The sequence below is a fragment of the Pseudomonadota bacterium genome (assembly GCA_026388315.1).
Lineage (GTDB): Bacteria > Desulfobacterota > Syntrophorhabdia > Syntrophorhabdales > Syntrophorhabdaceae > MWEV01.
The window spans coordinates 1-18,157 of sequence record JAPLKA010000097.1 but is presented as its reverse complement, the minus strand read 5'-3'; the positions used below and the strand labels follow the sequence as shown (position 1 = coordinate 18,157).

Annotated in this window: 20 protein-coding genes; 6 read left to right on the top strand and 14 right to left on the bottom strand. The window is 45.0% G+C overall.

Translation table 11 applies throughout. From position 1 onward, the window contains the following. A partial coding sequence (locus tag NTX75_14275; protein MCX5817381.1) for a hypothetical protein occupies positions 1–197 on the top strand: 197 nt, incomplete at its 5' end. Beyond that, positions 194–610: a PIN domain-containing protein gene (locus tag NTX75_14270; GenBank protein MCX5817380.1), complete on the top strand. Its 417-nt coding sequence runs from the start codon at positions 194–196 to the stop codon at positions 608–610. The genes NTX75_14275 and NTX75_14270, both read left to right, overlap by 4 nt. A gap of 34 nt (positions 611–644) precedes the next feature. On the opposite strand, the gene NTX75_14265 is transcribed toward NTX75_14270, so the two are convergent. The 10 genes from NTX75_14265 to NTX75_14220 form a co-directional block, all read right to left on the bottom strand. After that, positions 645–917 (bottom strand): plasmid stabilization protein, encoded by a 273-nt coding sequence (locus NTX75_14265; GenBank protein ID MCX5817379.1) that lies wholly within the window; start codon positions 915–917, stop codon positions 645–647. Further along, complete coding sequence (locus NTX75_14260; GenBank protein ID MCX5817378.1) at positions 910–1,167, bottom strand: type II toxin-antitoxin system Phd/YefM family antitoxin; 258 nt, start codon at positions 1,165–1,167, stop codon at positions 910–912. Before NTX75_14260 ends, NTX75_14265 begins: the two co-directional genes overlap by 8 nt. A 135-nt stretch (positions 1,168–1,302) precedes the next feature. Beyond that, positions 1,303–2,094: an ATP-binding cassette domain-containing protein gene (locus NTX75_14255; GenBank protein MCX5817377.1), complete on the bottom strand. Its 792-nt coding sequence runs from the start codon at positions 2,092–2,094 to the stop codon at positions 1,303–1,305. After that, the gene (gene nspC, locus NTX75_14250) at positions 2,091–3,209 is read right to left on the bottom strand and encodes a carboxynorspermidine decarboxylase (GenBank protein MCX5817376.1); all 1,119 of its coding nucleotides are present in this window, start codon (positions 3,207–3,209) and stop codon (positions 2,091–2,093) included. Before nspC ends, NTX75_14255 begins: the two co-directional genes overlap by 4 nt. A gap of 90 nt (positions 3,210–3,299) precedes the next feature. After that, the gene (locus NTX75_14245) at positions 3,300–3,653 is read right to left on the bottom strand and encodes a hypothetical protein (protein ID MCX5817375.1); all 354 of its coding nucleotides are present in this window, start codon (positions 3,651–3,653) and stop codon (positions 3,300–3,302) included. Between the two features lie 47 nt (positions 3,654–3,700). Continuing rightward, positions 3,701–4,939 (bottom strand): saccharopine dehydrogenase family protein, encoded by a 1,239-nt coding sequence (locus tag NTX75_14240; protein MCX5817374.1) that lies wholly within the window; start codon positions 4,937–4,939, stop codon positions 3,701–3,703. 38 nt (positions 4,940–4,977) lie between these two features. Continuing rightward, on the bottom strand, positions 4,978–5,850 hold the full coding sequence (speB, locus tag NTX75_14235) for an agmatinase (protein ID MCX5817373.1): 873 nt from the start codon (positions 5,848–5,850) through the stop codon (positions 4,978–4,980). Position 5,851: 1 nt separating this feature from the next. Next, a complete protein-coding gene (locus NTX75_14230; protein MCX5817372.1) occupies positions 5,852–6,397 on the bottom strand; it encodes an arginine decarboxylase, pyruvoyl-dependent in 546 nt (181 codons plus the stop codon). A 22-nt stretch (positions 6,398–6,419) separates the two neighbouring features. Continuing rightward, positions 6,420–6,893 carry an arginine decarboxylase, pyruvoyl-dependent gene (locus tag NTX75_14225; GenBank protein ID MCX5817371.1) on the bottom strand — a complete coding sequence of 158 codons (474 nt, stop codon included), beginning with the start codon at positions 6,891–6,893 and terminating at the stop codon, positions 6,420–6,422. A gap of 127 nt (positions 6,894–7,020) precedes the next feature. After that, positions 7,021–7,575 carry a cupin domain-containing protein gene (locus NTX75_14220; GenBank protein MCX5817370.1) on the bottom strand — a complete coding sequence of 185 codons (555 nt, stop codon included), beginning with the start codon at positions 7,573–7,575 and terminating at the stop codon, positions 7,021–7,023. 118 nt (positions 7,576–7,693) lie between these two features. Here NTX75_14220 and NTX75_14215 point away from each other — a divergent pair, with 118 nt between their 5' ends. Further along, a complete protein-coding gene (locus tag NTX75_14215; GenBank protein ID MCX5817369.1) occupies positions 7,694–9,313 on the top strand; it encodes a thiamine pyrophosphate-binding protein in 1,620 nt (539 codons plus the stop codon). A gap of 19 nt (positions 9,314–9,332) precedes the next feature. On the opposite strand, the gene NTX75_14210 is transcribed toward NTX75_14215, so the two are convergent. Together NTX75_14210 and NTX75_14205 are read right to left on the bottom strand one after the other, a co-directional pair. Then, positions 9,333–10,274 carry a hydratase gene (locus tag NTX75_14210; protein MCX5817368.1) on the bottom strand — a complete coding sequence of 314 codons (942 nt, stop codon included), beginning with the start codon at positions 10,272–10,274 and terminating at the stop codon, positions 9,333–9,335. Positions 10,275–10,352: 78 nt separating this feature from the next. Next, positions 10,353–10,535: a hypothetical protein gene (locus NTX75_14205; protein ID MCX5817367.1), complete on the bottom strand. Its 183-nt coding sequence runs from the start codon at positions 10,533–10,535 to the stop codon at positions 10,353–10,355. A gap of 536 nt (positions 10,536–11,071) precedes the next feature. On the opposite strand from NTX75_14205, the gene NTX75_14200 reads away from it, so the two are divergent. The 3 genes from NTX75_14200 (at position 11,072) to NTX75_14190 (ending at position 15,070) form a co-directional block, all read left to right on the top strand. Next, on the top strand, positions 11,072–12,760 hold the full coding sequence (locus NTX75_14200) for an NAD+ synthase (GenBank protein ID MCX5817366.1): 1,689 nt from the start codon (positions 11,072–11,074) through the stop codon (positions 12,758–12,760). A gap of 191 nt (positions 12,761–12,951) precedes the next feature. Then, positions 12,952–13,707: an enoyl-CoA hydratase/isomerase family protein gene (locus NTX75_14195; GenBank protein ID MCX5817365.1), complete on the top strand. Its 756-nt coding sequence runs from the start codon at positions 12,952–12,954 to the stop codon at positions 13,705–13,707. A 4-nt stretch (positions 13,708–13,711) separates the two neighbouring features. Continuing rightward, on the top strand, positions 13,712–15,070 hold the full coding sequence (locus NTX75_14190) for a hypothetical protein (GenBank protein ID MCX5817364.1): 1,359 nt from the start codon (positions 13,712–13,714) through the stop codon (positions 15,068–15,070). A gap of 238 nt (positions 15,071–15,308) precedes the next feature. Here the strand turns inward: NTX75_14190 and NTX75_14185 are convergent, their stop codons facing one another. Both NTX75_14185 and fdhF read right to left on the bottom strand, forming a co-directional pair. Beyond that, entirely contained in the window at positions 15,309–16,127 is an 819-nt protein-coding gene (locus NTX75_14185) for a formate/nitrite transporter family protein (protein ID MCX5817363.1), read from the bottom strand. Positions 16,128–16,235: 108 nt separating this feature from the next. Next, positions 16,236–18,104: a formate dehydrogenase subunit alpha gene (gene fdhF, locus NTX75_14180; GenBank protein ID MCX5817362.1), complete on the bottom strand. Its 1,869-nt coding sequence runs from the start codon at positions 18,102–18,104 to the stop codon at positions 16,236–16,238. Between the last annotated feature and the right edge of the window lie 53 nt (positions 18,105–18,157).

The window sequence follows — 18,157 nt, the reverse complement described above, 5'->3', positions numbered from 1 at the left end:
CTGAGATAGAAAGAGAATCTCAAAGGAGAGATGTTTCAATGGCTCAGCTTGTCCGGGAGGCAGTAAATAAATACCTGGAAGAAATAAAGGGAAAATCTTCAGGAAAAGACACCCTTGATGAACTGGCAGGGTTTATTGAATGTGGAACCGACCTTTCCGAGAATCACGACAAATATCTTTACGGAAACCAAAAATGAGGGTCTTTGTTGATACCTCTGCCTGGGTTGCTTATTTCGATAAGAAAGATACGAATCATGAAAGCGCCCTGAAGATATGGCAACAGCTAAAGCAAGAAAAAGCAATCCTTTGCACAACGGACTACATCCTTGATGAGATGTTGACACTTCTCAAGATAAGGGCAAATAGTGATGCAGCGCTCATCGCAGTGAACGCAATCATACAAAGCCCGAGCACAGAAGTAATCTGGATAAAGGAAAAGCTGTTCATGGGCGCCTTAAAATTATTTGAAAAATACAACGACCAACGCTTCAGTTTTACCGACTGTATCTCTTTCGAGGTTATGAAAACATCGAACATCCAGAAAGCCTTTGCATTTGATTTGGACTTTTTGAAAGCAGGGTTTGAGACAATAGCCAAAACAGTGAGGTGAGGATTGTCAATACCTTATACTACCGGCTTTCCTTTTAGTAAACCTCTTCATGACTTCCAATGTCGATGGGTACGATTTGATTATCCTCAATAATAAAGAAGATTGAGATTCTGTATGATATGCTGATAGATACCGAATGCAGGTCCGACAGCCTTCCCTGAAGTTTGTGCAGCCTTAACGATGGATGAAAAGGGTTGATTTCCAGCAATTTAAGTGTTTTTTCATACTGACCGAGAAGTTCCGGATGTTTCTTGAGGAATTTCCTCGCCCTTTTGTTATAACTATCCGTGTATAGAATTTCAGCCACGTGTTATTCTCTTGACATGTTTCTCAACGGTTTCTTTTTTGAACTTGCCCTTTGCAAGATCATCCTTTGCTTCACGCAGGGCAGCCTCCAACTCGCAGTCTCTTAAATAGTTGTATTGTTCGATGGGTAAAACCACAAAGCGATTCTTGCCTCTCACAGATATAATTGCTTCCTCACCGGAACCCGTGGCTTTGTCTAATGCGGCAACACCCTTTGTTTTAAGCTCATTGGCACTAATAATTGTTCCCATTACAACCTCCCGTTACCATGAAATAATGATCAGATTACATTATCATATTCGTACTATTAATAATACTCTTAATAGTGCTTATTGTAAAGCTGTAATGATAAAATAACCGGGTCATACAGATAGGAAGGAAGGATTTTACCCCACGAAGAATGCGTAATAATAGCCGTCTTTATTCATTATTTCTACCGGCACATCATAGAGCCTGCTGATATTCTTACTCGTCAGTGCAGCATCCTTAGCGCCATCATACACAAACCGGCCCTTTTTCATAAGGACGATCCGGGTTATTTCCGGGATGATGTCATGGAGACTCTGGGTGACGAGAATTACGCTTGTACCGGACCCTGCGATTTTGCGTAAGGTCTTTCTGAATATATGGAGCGCATGGAGGTCAAGGCTGTTGGTCGGCTCATCGAGAATAAGCGCTTTCGGTTTATGGACAAGCGCCCGGGCAATGAGAAACCGCCGTGCTTCGCCTGAAGACATCTCGGTCATCTTCATCTCTCTCAGGTGGGCAATTTCCAGAAATTCGAGAACCTCCAGGGCTTTTCTTTTCATCTTTACAGTGACAACCTGGCGCCACAGCCCGATACTGCTGAAGAACCCGGATAACACGATATCCATGCCGGAAATTTCCCGGGTGTGAACATGCAGCAAGTTGTTGGTCACAATACCCAACCGATTGCGCAAATCAAAAACATCCCAATTCTCCTGTCCCCAAATTTTAAAGGAAAATTGCTTACCTTCCGGGATGGGATAGTGCTCCCTGGTAATTGCTTTAATGAAGGATGATTTACCAGCTCCGTTCGGCCCGAGGATTGCAACATTCTCGCCCTCACGAATGGTTATCGAGACTGCATCGAGGATTTTTTTGTAATTCCCTTTGATAATGGTAACATTCTTGAATTGAAGTAGGTTAATTATCATGATTGCCTTCCCTTATAATCTTTATAGCCGAACTTCCGTACCACCTCCACCCTGCCCCCTTCCCTTATCACCGCAATATCCGGGAGATTTATGCCGTTAAAGGTAGTGCTTTTCACAATGCTGTAGAGGGCCATGTCGGCAAAAACCAGCCTGTCCCCTCTTTTCAGAGGCTCATCGAAGGAATAATCGCCCACAACATCCCCGGCAAGACAGCTTGGCCCGGCGATTCTGTAATTATATTTCTTCTCATTCGGCAGGGCTGAATTCATTATGTGCGGCCTGTAGGGCATAAGGAGCACATCGGGCATATGCGTTTCCGCAGACGCGTCTATGATGGCAATCTCCATTTCATTGTTTACAATATCCAGAACGGATGAGATTAAAACCCCGGCATTCAGGACGCTCGCCTCACCGGGTTCGAGATATACCTGCACTCTGTATTTTTTCTTGAATGTATTTATGAGTGTGATGAGACGCTCCAGATCGTAATCGTCACGGGTTATGTGGTGGCCGCCTCCGAAATTGACCCATTTCAGTCCCTTTATGTATGGTCCATAGAGCTTTTCGAAGGATTTGAGGATTCTTTCAAGGACGTCTGAATTCTGCTCACACATCGCATGAAAGTGCAGCCCGCTAACTTTGCCCTCATGCTTCGGAAATTCCTCGCTAAACACATCGTGAACGATCCCAAGCCTCGAATATGGCGCGCAGGGGTTGTACATGTCGGTTTCGACCTCGGCGTGTCCGGGATTGACCCGCAGGCCGATTTGCACGCCGCTTTTCTGCGCCATTTTGCCGTACTTCTCAAGCTGATAAAAGGAATTGAATATGATGGAGTCGGAATACTTCAGTATCTGCCTGATCTCATTTTCTCTGTATGCCGCCCCGAAGGTATGCACCTCTTTCCCGAATTCTTCGCGGCCGAGTCTCGCTTCATTGAGACCGCTTGCGCAGGTTCCGTCCAGATACCTGCTCATCATCGGAAACGTAGCGAATGAAGCGTATGATTTCAACGCGTGTAATATCTTGCAGCCTGTGCTGTCTTTTACATATTGCAGGATCCGCATATTTTCTTCGATGAGGGTTTCGTCAAGGAGATAAACCGGTGTTGCAATATTGCCTGCTGCGATCTCAAGGAATCTCTCATTCGCCGCAACAAAGCTTTTCTTTTTAGAATCCTTTTCTCTATCAGCACCCATCAGCTATTACCCCGGTAATTTTTCCAATTTGCAATCATCGTGAAGCTTCTCCGTACGGGGAGATCGTTTCTCGCAGAGTTTGAGCAACAGAGTAAGTTCGGGAATTGACAGCCTTCTGCTCAAATAAACTATTTTCATCATAAGCTGGAAGAACTTTTCGCGAGTCGCGCCTTCGAGCATTTTTGGCACCCACTCGGTGAGAATAAACGTCTCCCGCTGAGGCGGGAGCAATTCGCATGTCTGAGTCCCGTTCATACTGGACGAGTTTGCGAAATTGAGTGCAATTCGAAACTGTAGTGGGTAAAAAGCGCAGCGAAGCAGGGAGCGAAATAGTGTTCCAGCTAAAACAGATTTTTTCATAGTTTCCATCACGCTGCTCTTTGCGTCAATCGCCGCGGTGAAATGTTTCACACCTTATCAGGAAGCGGCACAGCTTCCACCACCTGCCAGGGAAGCCCATATGTATTCAATGCCTCCATGAACTTATCCGGATCGAGCTGCTCAATATTGTATACCCCTACCCCCTGCCAGACTCCTGTGAGCACCATCATGGCCCCGATCATGGCGGGGACACCGGTCGTATAGGCAATTGCCTGAGTTCCCGTCTCCCTGAACGCCTCTTCATGGTCGCAGACATTGTAGATATATCGGGTAATGGTCTTTCCTGCCTTTTTCCCCGTCATGATGTTGCCGATGACCGTCTTTCCTGTATATTTTGTTCCAAGGGAAGCCGGTTCGGGCAGCAATGCCTTGAGAAACTTTATCGGAACGATCTTCTGCCCTTCGTAGTCAACCTCGTCTATCCTTGTCATGCCCACGTTCTGGAGCACCCTCAGGTGGGTAAGGTAATTTTCAGAGAATGTCATCCAGAATCTGGCCCGTTTCAGCCCTTTTATATTCTGAACCAGCGACTCCAGTTCTTCGTGGTAGAGAAGATAGCTTTCCTTCATCCCTGCTATCGGATAATCAAAACCGAAATGGACGCTGCCTTCATCAATAATGGCGGGCGTTGCGATCCAGCTCCCCTCTTCCCAGTGTCTCACTGCCTGTGTTACTTCCCGGATATTGATTTCAGGGTTGAAGTTTGTGGCAAAGACGTGGCCGTGCGTTCCGGCATTGCAGTCCAGTATGTCCAGATAATTGATCTCATCGAAAAGATGCTTCTGCGCGTAGGCGGTAAAGATATTGGTGACGCCGGGATCGAATCCTGAGCCGAGAACGGCCATAATCCCTTTCTGTTTGAATCTCTCCTGGTATTCCCATTGCCAACTGTATTCAAAGTGGGCCTCATCAAGGGGCTCGTAATTTGCCGTATCGATGTAGTGTGCCCCTGCGGCCAGACAGGCATCCATAATATGCAGGTCCTGATAGGGGAGCGCGAGATTAAGGACAACGTCCGGCTCAAATTTCCTGATGAGAGCGGTCAGTTCCGGCACATTGTCGGCATCTACCTGCGCCGTCCGGATATCTCTGCCGTATCTCTCTTTAATATCCTTCCTGATGGCCTCGCACTTGGAGAGCGTCCTGCTTGCAATCAGTATTTCCTTGAAGACTTCGGGAACCTGTGCGCATTTGTGCGCCGCAACGGTGGCAACGCCCCCGGCCCCGATTATCATTATTCTTCCATGGTTCTTTATATTGCTCATAAACGGTCTCCTAAATATCAAATTTCATTTGCTTCATTTTATATTATGTTTTTTGGTTTGTTCACATCGATATAGCTTAAGAGCGTGTAGATTAATTTAGCGGCAAGAAAATCGGGGGCTTTAGAATCTGATGGACAAAGCTCAGCAACATCAAACCCGACGATTCGTTTTGACTTCGAGACAGCATAGAGGAGTTTCATAACCTGATACCAGCCTAAACCACCCGGCTCGGGAGTCCCTGTTGACGGCATGATACCCGGATCGAAGACATCAAGATCAATGGTGATATACACACTGTCGGTAAGCAAGCGAACTGCATTATGTATCCATTGGTCAGAATCGTGTATTGTATGTGCGAAAAATATCTTTTTATTATCAATGCCGGAGCACTCCGAAACGTCCATACTGCGTATCCCTACAGAAACAATGTTCTCAGTAAATTCCCGGACACGTGCGATAACACAAGCATGATTATAGCGCGTTCCCTCATATGAGTCGCGAGAGTCGGCATGGGCATCAAGATGCAAAATACTGAGATCCTTATAGCGCTTTGCATAGGACTTGATAGCGCCGATAGAAACAGAGTGTTCACCACCAAGAGTGACTACAAGTTTATTATCTCTAAGATAGCGCGTGACTGCCTCTTCAGTTTTTTTTATCAAAGCAGAAGAGGAGGCCGAACGGATCGGCTTGGCAGTAAAAATTCCCTTTTTGTAGACCTCGCTGTCGGTCTCTATATCATAGAGTTCGAGATATCCGGATGCCTCAATTATCGCTGCAGGGCCTTTGTCGGCACCTTTAAGCCATGTGCTGGTTTTATCAAAAGGAATCGGTAGTATGACCGTAGAGGCCCGGGCATAATCAGTACCATCATTGGGTAGCCCGCAGAAACTAAGGGGAGGCTTTGGCATTTCAGTCGATAATGAATACTGCTGACGATAGTACCGTAGTCCAGAGACCGTCTTTATTGCCCTCTGCAGACTGGCAGATATTTTTGGTTTTGAATATGTGGCCGCTGGCCGTGTAAGACTGCTTACGTTCGTCCCATGCCTGGTTCGGGTCAAACGGAATGTCGAGTGTCGTTGCAAGCATTGTAGCTGCGAGATCTTCTGCATATTCCCCGGAGACAATGGCTTTTTCACCGAACGCATGATGTTCGGAGAGATAACCATATTGGGAGTAATCCGTCGGCCTGGCAAACCCGATTGCTGCAGAGATAAGACGGTTCGGTTCATTTGTCTCGTTTCGGGACATTACGCAATACGTAATCTCACCGGGATTGAGAAGTTGCAGACCGGCTGCCCTTGAAAGAATCTTGCACTCAGGCGGGAATATGCTTGACACATACACGAGATTACATTTCTCAATGCCAGCATTTCTTAATGCAACCTCAAAGGATGATAGTTTGTCTTTATGAACACCCACCCCTTTTGTAAAGAAAACTTTTCTTGGAGTCATTTTTGTAAGTTCTCTTCGCATGCTAATCCCACAGGACTACGCCGGCGAATACCGCCCCGATAGCGACAACTTTATATGTGGCCGAAATAGCCATTATGTCCTTTATTGCGCGGTTCCTCATTTCCATGCCCTTTTCCACCATCTTCCTGACCTGCTCCACTACAACACGCTCTTCTGCCCGCGCTGAATACTCCATAATCAAGCCGGCACAATTAGTATCCTTTGGTATGCCTATTGCCACTGCAGCAGATATCACTTCTCCGGGAACGTCGCTATAAAGAGATGCATAGGCTACAGGCACAAGGGCTCCTTGTGGCAATGGAACCGGAGGCGGTTTAATCTCCTCGCAGTTTGGAGGAAGAATACTGCTCATTCTCACCAGGTTGGTGTCTCCGACACCTGAAGCCAGAAGGGCGCCATCAAATGCATTTAATAGTGAGAAACCTTCTGACGAACCGCTGACAAGAAAGAACTTCGTGGGTGTTTTAATAATCACTCTAACCACCTCCCAAACTTTTTAATACCCGGCACGTTTGCGGGTTACTTCTCTTTATGCGTTCCACGCTATTTAAAACATCATATTCACAGCCCCCCTCATACTTTTTGCCTGCCCGGAGGGGCACTTAAAAATTGGGAGGCGAAGATACCCATAAAACACACGCTTTGTTATTTCGCCTGTTTGCTATATAATGCTTCTTCGATGCTTTAAAGTAAAAACATTCACCCTTTTTCAGTTTGTAGGGTTTCCCGCCAAGCACAAGCTCAATACCCCCATAAAGAACAAAACCAAATTCCTCTCCTTCATGAGGTTCATCTTCAGAGGTTTTTTCACCTACATCCAATTCAAGAAGCGCGGGGTCCATCAGCCTGTTTTGGGCTGCAGGAACAAGAATCTGGAACATCTTCACCTCTTCATGTTCCATGTCAACCCTGTCCTTCATCTGAAAAACAATCTTCTCGTCAAAAGCACCGTCAAAAAATGTTGAAGGTTTTTCATCGAGGGCATCAAGTATTCCAATAAGACTCTCCACAGACAATGATGTAAGATTCCGCTCTACCTGGGAGATAAACCCCTTTGTAAGACCAGCCCTTATAGCAAGCTCTTCCTGAGTCAGAGTTTTGGCCTGCCTCAGCATCTTTATCCGTTCACCTATGCTTGATCCATCAATTTTCATCATAACAATATAAGCTACCTAAAAGTTTACATTATTAAACAAAATAATATAAAATTTTGTCAAGTAAATTTTTATTTAACTTTCAGGCTTAGTATGCTAAACTCGTTCAATTAGGAGATATATGCTTGGAAAACAGTCACTTATAGAGTTTTTTAGGTACATCAATATTGACACTATTTTCCATTTACCGGGTATTCACACACTTCCCTTTAATGAAACCCTTTTAAAATCAAATATTAACAGTTTTATAGGAAGGCATGAAAATAATATTACTATCATGGCAGATGGATATGCGCGGACTTCCGGCAAAATCGGAGTAATTGTTGTTACGCCCGGGCCGGGTCTTGGAAATGCAGTTTCCGGCTGTATGGAGGCATACAACGACGATATACCGCTTTTAATTATCCATGTGGATACCGGAAGAGAAGAAATAGGAAAAGGGATACTTCATGAACTTGCTGAGCCGGAGGCGATGTTTACACATTTTACCAAAAAGACTTATGCCATATCAAAAACGGATGAAATGATACCCCTGCTTAATGACGCATATCAGACCGCTGTTTCGGGACGAAAAGGTCCTGTTCTTGTTTCTGTACCTTATACATTTTTCGAGAAAGAGATACCGCAGGGGGCAAAAAACAGGGTTCAAGGGGTCGAGGGTTCAAGGGGTCAAGGGGAAGAAGCCAAAGGACAGGGAGTCACAGACTACGATCTGAGCAAACTTGAAGAGATACTGCACGGTAAGAAAAGGCCTGTAATTATAGGCGGAAAATCACTGATGTTTGAAGAGGCACGACCAATCATTGACGATATATGCAGGGAATTATCGATACCGTTCCTTACAACTACCGGAGGAAAAGGGATAGTCAACGAAAACAGCATGTACAACTTTGGTAATATTATGCAAAAAGGCATCGTGAAAGAGATCCTTTCATCGTCCGATATCGTTATAGCGGTCGGGACACGGCTGCGTGATGTTGATGCAAGACGCAGGGGTGTCAAGGTTAAAGAACTCATCCATATCGATATTGATGATAAATGGATTGGCAAAAATTATCCAACAAAGTTAGCGATAGTAGGAGATATAAAACAAATACTGGGAAGTCTCAGCCAGACCCTTAAAGGAAGGAAGTTCGACTGGGATATTGAAACGCTTAAAAATGCGCATATAAAGGGGTTGGAACAGCTAAAAGAGTTGTCCCCCGGATTCCCTCTGATAAATCTTATAAGGAAGGCAATCCCTGACGATACGATGACAGTATGCGATTTAAACCTGCCCTCTTATTTTGCGGAGTATTATTTTCCTGTGTATCACCAAAAAACATTTATCATGCCAAGGGGTATATCTCCAATTTTTTATTCACTCCCGGCGGCAATAGGGGCAAAAATAGGAAGACCGGACAGACCCTGTCTCGCTCTTTGCGGGGATGGCGGTGTTCTCCCGGCAATAGGGGAGCTCGCCACGATGGTAAAATACAATATTCCCGTTGTGATCTTTGTTCATAACAACAACAGTTTTGGCATTCTTGAAGACGTGATGAATAATAATTACGGAATCAAAGGCTCTATGACGCTCAATAACCCCGATTTTTGCAAGTTAGCCAATGCCTTCGGCATAAAGTCGAAAAAGACCAAAAGCTTAGAGGGTCTGAAAAAGATATTTCTCCATGACATAACATGGGATAAACCGTTTTTAATTGAGTTTGACTGTCCCGTTTTACCACCCCCGTGGAGAGTGTGATTCAATGTTCAACTCTTCCCTATTTGAACGTGACCATTATCTCCACAGGGCCTTCAGGATCCAGGCCGATATATCTTGCCCGTACGCTTGAACCAGGTTTTGAAGGTATCATTTTTGTTAGCGACCCAAGGGAGAGTAAATCACCCTTTTTCAGCTTCTTTCCCTCGGCAGCGAGTGAATCCTTGATCCAGAAAACCACATTTAAGGGATCACCAAGCAGACTCGATCCTTTACCTTCGCTAACAAGAGTGCCCTTTTCATCAAAAATCCGGAGGGTGAAATTTTTCAGCCGGTCTCTCCATTCCGGTGTTGCCTTGATCGCTATTGCCTCACCTGCAACCCCGTAACGGGCACCCACGTTGATTGCAACAAGGGCCGGGGCGTTGAGTTTGACGTTTTTGTCATACACAAGATCAGGGAGTTCTATAAAGGGAATAACAGCATCCATGTACTTTAGCGTTTCTTCCGGAGTCTTTGCCTGATTAATCGCTTCATCACTGACCCTTACAACCAAATCCCCCTCGCTCATGGGGCGGGTACCGAAATCTGCCTGGATTATAGTACCGCTCTGCAGTATCATCCTTTTTAATAAAGTTCCCCTCACGGGGTTTGATACGCCAAAGGCCTTCTGTATGTCGGGGTTTGTCAATCCCGCCTTATATCCCACCGGCTCACCGAATTCTTTGATGAGTCGGGCTACAAATTGTTCCTGTACTTTCACCGCCTCTTCCATCGTCATCGCCGTATCAAACCGGGCAACAGGGACTTTTTTCAGATACTGTTCCGCCAGTTCAGCGGCTGGATCTCCGGCACTCACATTGCTGAATCCCTGAAAAATAGTCATCACAAGAGCCAGAATAACCCAGCCGAAAGATTTTGTTAATAGTGGATGCTTCATTTCTTTTCCTCCTTCTTCGTCTGCTGTTTTTTTTATTTTTGCACAGCCTTGACTATTTTTCAAGTATGCATCCAATGAATGCTGATAACCGATACTGCTCGGCTATCAAAAACTATATATGGGGGTTCAACCATCCACTATTCACCATTCACTGCCTTCATTGCGGATTGCACTCTGAATCTCATCAGAAAGTTTTAAAAGTGAAATCGTGCGATGCAGCGTCTGTATTGATTTTGCAGAGATTTCAGAAATCGTTCTCACTGTGAGAACGATTTCCTCCGGGAGGGTTTCGGGCTTAAGGTTATATCTTACCAATTCACTCATTACCCCTCCCACATCATACACCTTATCAGGATGTTTCGCCCTGTTGAACTCTTCAACAGAACAGCAAATATCAATATGACATGATAAATAAGGATACAATGAATTGCGCTATGGCAGGAAATACTTTTTGCGAGTCGCGACTTCGAGCACGGCTTGGGTCACCCTGCAGAAGGAGAAATAGCGTTCCGGCCATATAATACCAATTCGCCATCATTTGATAAATTAGAACGGGAGCGCCTGCCCTGAGCACAACTCACGGAACGACCGGGGAACCATTGTGTGGTGAAGCAGAGCGTTCCCGCAATGTGGGATGATGTGCAGGCATTGAACATCCTCGGGTAGCCTCCGCCCTTGCATATCGAGCGATGCAAGCCCTGCAATGGTCGGGAGAGTAGTGCGGAAGTGCGAGGGGATGTGTGCTCCCGCTATCAAGCAATTTGGTTAGCATTTGATGGCGAAGCGGTATCAAAACTGAAAAAGCTCCAGTGGTTCTTGTGCTTGAATAATAACGGAACGCTATGTTATAAAGAATACTCATGAAAACATTACGAATTGCACTGGCACAGATTAACCCCACAGTTGGCGATCTGAAAGGGAATTCAGAAAAAATAATCGAATATATTGAAAAAGCCAGGGCAAATGATGCCGATATTGTGATGTTTCCTGAACTTGCAGTAACCGGTTATCCGCCCGAAGACCTCCTGCTCGACAAGAGTTTTTTGAAAGACGCCATGTCTCGTCTGGATGACATTATTACACACACAACAGATATCGTTGCTATTGTTAGCTTCGCGGATTCAACGGATAAAAAGCTCTACAATGCAGCCGGTATCATTGCGAATGGAAAATTGATAGACACTTACCGTAAAATAAATCTCACAAAATCCAACGTTTTTGATGACACCAAATATTTTAAACGCGGCAGGAATTATCCTTTGTACGATCTGGACGGCATTGGATTCTATCCGGCTTTTCTTAACGATTTAAAACATCTCGACAATACGGGCATTCTAAAACGTAATACCTCTTCGTCAATCATCCTGTGCATGGATGCGTCCTGCTATTATACGGGGAAACCAGCCGAAACAGAAAAGGCGGTCTCGAAGATAGCATCCAGGAACGGGAAATACATCGCCTGCCTTAACATGACAGGAGGACAGGACGAATGGGTTTTTGAAGGCGGCAGTTTTGTGGCAGACACAACCGGAAAAATCATTGCAAAAAGCCCTGCCTTTGAAGAAGACCTGCTATTGACAGACATCAAACTGAAGAAAAATATCCCATCACCTGACTATAAAATGAAAAGCATAAGCATACCCTCCAAACTTAAGGAAAAGGAATTACCGGTTCAAAGCAAAATCGTGAACACCCTGGAACCCGTCGAAGAGGTCTACAGGGCACTTGTCCTGGGAACAAAGGATTATGTGAGGAAAAACGGTTTTAAAAAGGTTGTACTTGGTCTGAGCGGAGGCATTGACTCCGCACTCGTCGCTGTCATTGCAAGGGATGCCCTTGGTGAAAAAAACGTTGCAGGTATATCAATGCACACGCGCTATACTTCTGAAGAAAGCAAAATTGATGCACTCGAAATCGCAAAGAATCTCAATATACAGTGCATCGAGGTGCCCATCGATACGCTTTATGACTCTTACCTGAACTTGTGGACATCAGTTTTAAATAACGAGTCCCCCTCACAGTTAACCCGGGAGAATATCCAGCCGCGCATCAGGGCTAATATCCTTATGGCATTTTCAAATAACTTCGACTGGCTTGTGCTGGCCACTGGCAATAAATCAGAGGTCGGCTCCGGTTATTCCACGTTATACGGCGATACTGCAGGAGCTTTTGCCGTAATAAAGGACGTTTCAAAAACGCTTGTATATGAATTGGCACGATGGATAAACGAAAGGGGCGTCACACAGATAATACCCGGGAGGATTCTCACAAAAGCCCCCACTGCAGAACTGAAACACAACCAGAAGGATACCGATACGCTCCCGCCTTATGAGGTTCTCGACCCCATCCTCAAGGGCTGCATCGAAGACAATAAAACAATTGAGGAATTAATTGCTATGGGGAGCGACCCTGCATTGGTAAAAAAGATAATCGCCATGATTCAAAAAAATGAATACAAGAGAAGACAATCCCCGATAGGCATAAAAATTACAAAAAAATCATTTGGAAAAGACATGAGTTTTCCCATAACCAACCGGTATAGATTCTAACATGCTTATATCTGATAATTTACCTCTAACATCTGTTGTAAGTATTTAGGAATGATGGGTTTTATATGTTTGCGATTTGCATTATCGTTTCAGGTATTAACTCCATTTAAAATTATTCTTTTTTTGTATTGCAAATTCCTCTCAAATATTTAATCATAGAAAATTCATTAGCTTAAAATCCAGGAGGAAAAATGTCAGTAATATTGGAATCATCCGAAAACGGAATATACACGATCACCCTTAACAGGCCGGATAAGAAAAACTCAATGAATTCGGAACTCCTCGTCCATCTCCATAAATCACTGCAAAAAGCTGATAATAGCGGCGCTCAAATAATAGTTATTCGAGGATCAGGAAAGGCCTTCTGCGCCGGCGGAGATCTTATTGAATTTAAAGAAAGCAAAGACCCGGGCGCACGCATCGATACAATGGCCGGTGTGCTCCACGAAAGTATAAAGCTTATAAGGAACACCGGCGCTGTTGTAATTGCCGTACTGGAAGGCGTAGCGGTGGGTGCAGGTATTGGGCTTTCTCTGGCATGTGACCTGTCTGTTGCCACAAAAAACACCGTAATGAACATGGGGTACAGGAGAATAGGTCTTACCCCGGATGGCGGCGGGAGCATATTGCTTTCCAGGCTTGTCGGTGCAAAACGTTTTAATGAATTTTACTTACTATCACGAAATATCGATATGGCCGAGGCAAAGGAACTGGGGCTGGTAAATGTTGTCGTAGAAGAGGATGAATTAGAAGGAAAATTGACCGATCTCATCAAAGAGATTAAAATGCTCCCCATGGAAACCATAAAGTATTTCAAAGACCTTGTGAATGACTCGCTGTTTTCAGGTCTTGACAACCACCTCGACAAGGAAAGGTTCTATGTTTCCGAGCTTGCCGGAAAACCACTATTTAAGGAGCGTTTAGCGGAGTTTTTCAGCAGGAGGTAAAGCGATGAAGACCATCTATCTCCTTACCATCGGCGGATATGTATGCCTCTTATGGCTGACCGGTATATATGTCACAAGAAAATCACGGTCATCTGAAGCATATCTTGTCGCATCGAGAGGACTTTCTATCCCTTTTATATCAGTGTTGATTGCGGGGACATGGATTGGCGGTGTATCTATAGTAGGTATGGCCCAGGGGGCATATATTCACGGGATCAGCGCCCTGTGGTTCCAGGTAGGCATATGGTTAGCCATGTGCATTACAAGTCTCCTCATTGGTAAAATCCTGCAGGGCAAAAAAACGTATTCAATACTCGATGTAGTAGGCAGTCTCTACGATAAGAAAACGACAAAACTCGCCGGCATACTGCAGCTTGTCTTCTCAATCTGGGTCGTTACCATGCAGATCGTCGGCGGCGGTGTAATACTCAGTGTCATCCTGAAAGGTCAGTTTTCCTTTAAAGAAGGTATGGTGCTTACTGCAATAGTATTCACCCTCTATAATGTAATGGGAGGCTTTGTTGCAACGGCATATACAAATCTCATCCACATCGGTGCAATAATCATCGGGATATTCCTGGGCGGCTTTTATGTCATCTTTAATACCGGTGCGCTATCTCAAATGGCGCATCACACCTTTTATTTCCAGCCGTTCGGCGATTTAGGGGTCTTCCAGGCATTAAGCTGGGCATATATAAATTTTACTCTGGGAGTCCTTGCCCAGCCGGTTATCAATACAGCATCATCGGCAAGAACCATTGAAGAAGGCAAAAAAGGTATATTAATAGGGAATCTTATTGCCATACCTGTTGTTGCAATGGCCGCCCTGTGCGGTATTGCAGCAAAACATATCTTCCCTGACATACCCTCTCTTGCTGCCCTTCCCGCCCTTCTCGACATTGTCCCGCCGTTTATCGCAATCTTTTTCCTTATCAGCATGTGGGCGCCTCTTATGAGTTCCGGCTCCCCCTTCCTGATGGGCGCCACCACCCTTGCAGTAAAAGGCTACGTGGCGCCACTGTTTAAGATAAGCGATGACAGAACGCTCCTTCTTGCTTCAAGAATCACAACACTTCTCATTGGCGCCATATCATTGCTCCTTGGGTTTTTTGTTAAGGAGATTCTCAGGGAAATTACCTGGATCGCGGTCTTATTGAGTGCAATCGTCTACATCGTATTCATCGGGTGGATAGGCAAAAGGATTAACAGCATATTTGCCTATATCTCCCTTATCGGCACTGTAGCAATCCTCTTCCTCTCCTTCATCTTCGGAATACACAGGATTGTACACCCCGTGTGGCCTGTAACTGTATTTGTTTTCCTGGTGATGGGTACTGGGCTCCTGAAGGTTACTAAAAAATAAACCCAAATATGTCGTTAGGAAGGTGTCGGGTATCCCGGAGCAAACCGTCGAGAGGCGAGGAAGCTTGGTCTTTTGTGTATGCAAAAGTTCCGAAGCCGAACGCGAGCGATTGAAGCCACTGGAGCGGAATGAGCGTGTTTGAGAGGGATGGTCCGACACCCATATGATTCTAATGATAAATCCGGGATAAAAAAAATGCCCCGGTTTTACTGACCGGGGCATTTTATGAACGAAATGACTATGTAGGCGACATGCTTGATAATTCTTTTTTGAAAGACCAGTAATAGACTGCACCGATAAATATGAAACCACCGACGATATTTCCTATCGTTACTGGTACAAGATTCCAGTAAATGAATTGACCCCATGTAACTTTTGCGCCGAGCATAATTCCTGTGGGAATAAAATACATATTTGCCACACTATGCTCAAAGCCTGACGAAACAAAGGCCATGATGGGAAACCAGATCCCGAAAAACTTACCGATCATGTTCTTCGAGGAAATGGCAAGCAGAATGGCAACATTCACGAGAAGGTTACAGGCAATACCCTTCATAAACGCAGACCATAGCCCTGCACCTCCTGCTGCTATATATGGCAATACCTTTGCTTCTGCAATAGTGATTGCGTTCTGCCCGAATACAGTCACTTCGGGTGAGCCACCCTTACTGAAAGGCCCGACAGACATGAGATAAGCCCAGAAAAGGGAACCAATGAAATTACCGATATATACCCAGAACCATGCGTTAAAAACCCTCGCCCAGGTGGATTTTTTCTGAAACACCGCCATGGGGATAAGCATAGTGTCTCCGGTAAAGAGTGACATCCCGGTAAGCACGATGGCGATCAAGCCCACAGGGAAGACTGCTCCTGCAATTAAAGATTTGACGCCCGGTATCGGCATCCCCGTGGAACAGACCGTTGCAAGCGCCCCTCCTACAGCGATAAAGAGACCTGCCATAAAGCTTCTCACAAGCCAATTGCCGGGTGTGAGATTTGCCTTATACTTCCCTGCGTCACCTGCAAGCTGGACAATTTCTACTGGTTTGTTAGCCATTTTCCCTCCTTAAATTTTTATATAGCCAACCGCGCATCACCCATTATGGATTATGGCGGTCATCGCCCTTTGCAAATTGATATGACAGTATAAAGCTATTCACTGTTGTTAAGGCTGAATCTTCTCTATCTTGCAGGAACATACCTTATATTCCGGTATTTTACATAAGGGGTCCAGCGCATCTATTGTTAAAACGTTCGCACATGCCTCAAAGAAATGAAAAGGTATAAAAACTATATTCGGCTTTACCTTTTCGGTTACCTTTGCTTTTATCCTGATACTTCCACGTCTCGACGATACCGATACAAGCTCTCCGTTTTTTATATTGAAGTTCTCTGCATCGTTTGGATTAAGTTCAATATACCCTTCCGGTACATTTTCATCGAGCACTTTTGAATTCCTTGTCATTGTACCGGTATGGAAGTGGTCAAGTATACGTCCGGTCGTTAATATCATAGGATATTCTGAGTCAGTACCTTCTGCCGGTGGAGTATATTCGATAGGTGTAAATAAACCAAGGCCTCTTGAAAACTTTTCCTTATGGAGATACTGAGTCCCCGGATGATCAACGTTAGGACATGGCCATTGCAGCAGAGACCATTCGGCCCTTTCATAGGTTATACCGGCATATGACGGGGTAACCTTCCTGATTTCTTCGAAAATATCTTCAGGTTTTGTGTAATGCCATTTTGCACCCATCCTGTTTGCCACCTGTGTGATAATCCACCAATCGTCTTTCACATCGCCTTTTGGCGGAAGAACCTTGTGCATTAGCTGGACCCTTCTTTCCGTATTCGTCACGCTGCCTTCCTTCTCGAGGAAGGCACAGGCAGGCAGTACAACATCTGCGTATTGAGCGGTTTCAGTAAGAAAAATATCCTGCACCACAAAAAATTCCAAGGATTTCAGCGCTTCAATGACATGGTGCTGATTCGGGTCAGATACAACCGGATTTTCACCCATTTCATATACTGCCTTCACATTACCGGCAATTGCCTGGTTGAACATTTCGAGCAGTGTGAGGCCCGGCTTGGTGGAGAGTCCGGAAACATCCCAGGCGGCCTCGAATTTTGCCTTATTTTCTTCTGTTGTTACAGGCTGGTAAGCGGGGTATACATTCGGTAAAGCACCCATATCACAGGCACCCTGAACATTATTCTGTCCTCTGAGAGGATTTACTCCGCCGCCGGCAACACCAAGATTGCCGAGCAACATTTGAAGGTTCGCAGTAGATTTTACCCCGTTAACACCTGACACAAACTGGGTAATACCCATTGAGTAATAGAGTGCCATGGGTTTCAACCCGGCCATGAGTCTTGCCGCACTCACAATATCCTCGGGATTATCGATACCACAAATCTCTGCAACATATTCAGGCGTATATTTTTCAAGGGTCTTCGACAGCGCTTCAAAACCCTCGCATCTCGTTTCTACATAGTCCTTATTATAAAGTCCCTCCTTTACAAGAACGTGCATAAAGCCATTCAGGATGGCAATGTTTGTGCCTGGATTTATCGAAAAATAGTAGTCAGCATTTTTTGAAAGTTCTATTTTCCTGGGGTCGACCACAATAAGCTTCTTTCCATTGTTTATAACTTCCTTTTTTATCATTGAACCAAGAACAGGATGGTTCTCTGTCGTATTCGAACCAATCACCAGAAACCCCTGGGAAACCTCGGTCTCCCTTATAGAATTTGTCATTGCTCCAGAACCGAACACAGCCGCCAGACCGGCGACAGTTGAGCTGTGTCAGAGACGTGCGCAGTGATCAACGTTATTTGTCCCGATCACGGCGCGCATAAATTTTTGCATAAGATAGTTTTCTTCGTTAGTGCATTTTGCCGAGGATAAAGAACCTATCGAGTCAGAACCGTACTTTTCCTTTATCTCTGTTAACCTGGTCGCAACGAGATCAAGCGCTTCATCCCAGCTTGCCTCCTCAAATACACCATTTTTCTTTATAAGCGGTGTGGTCAATCTTTTATCGCTCTGAACAAAATCAAAACCAAACCTCCCTTTTACACAGAGGT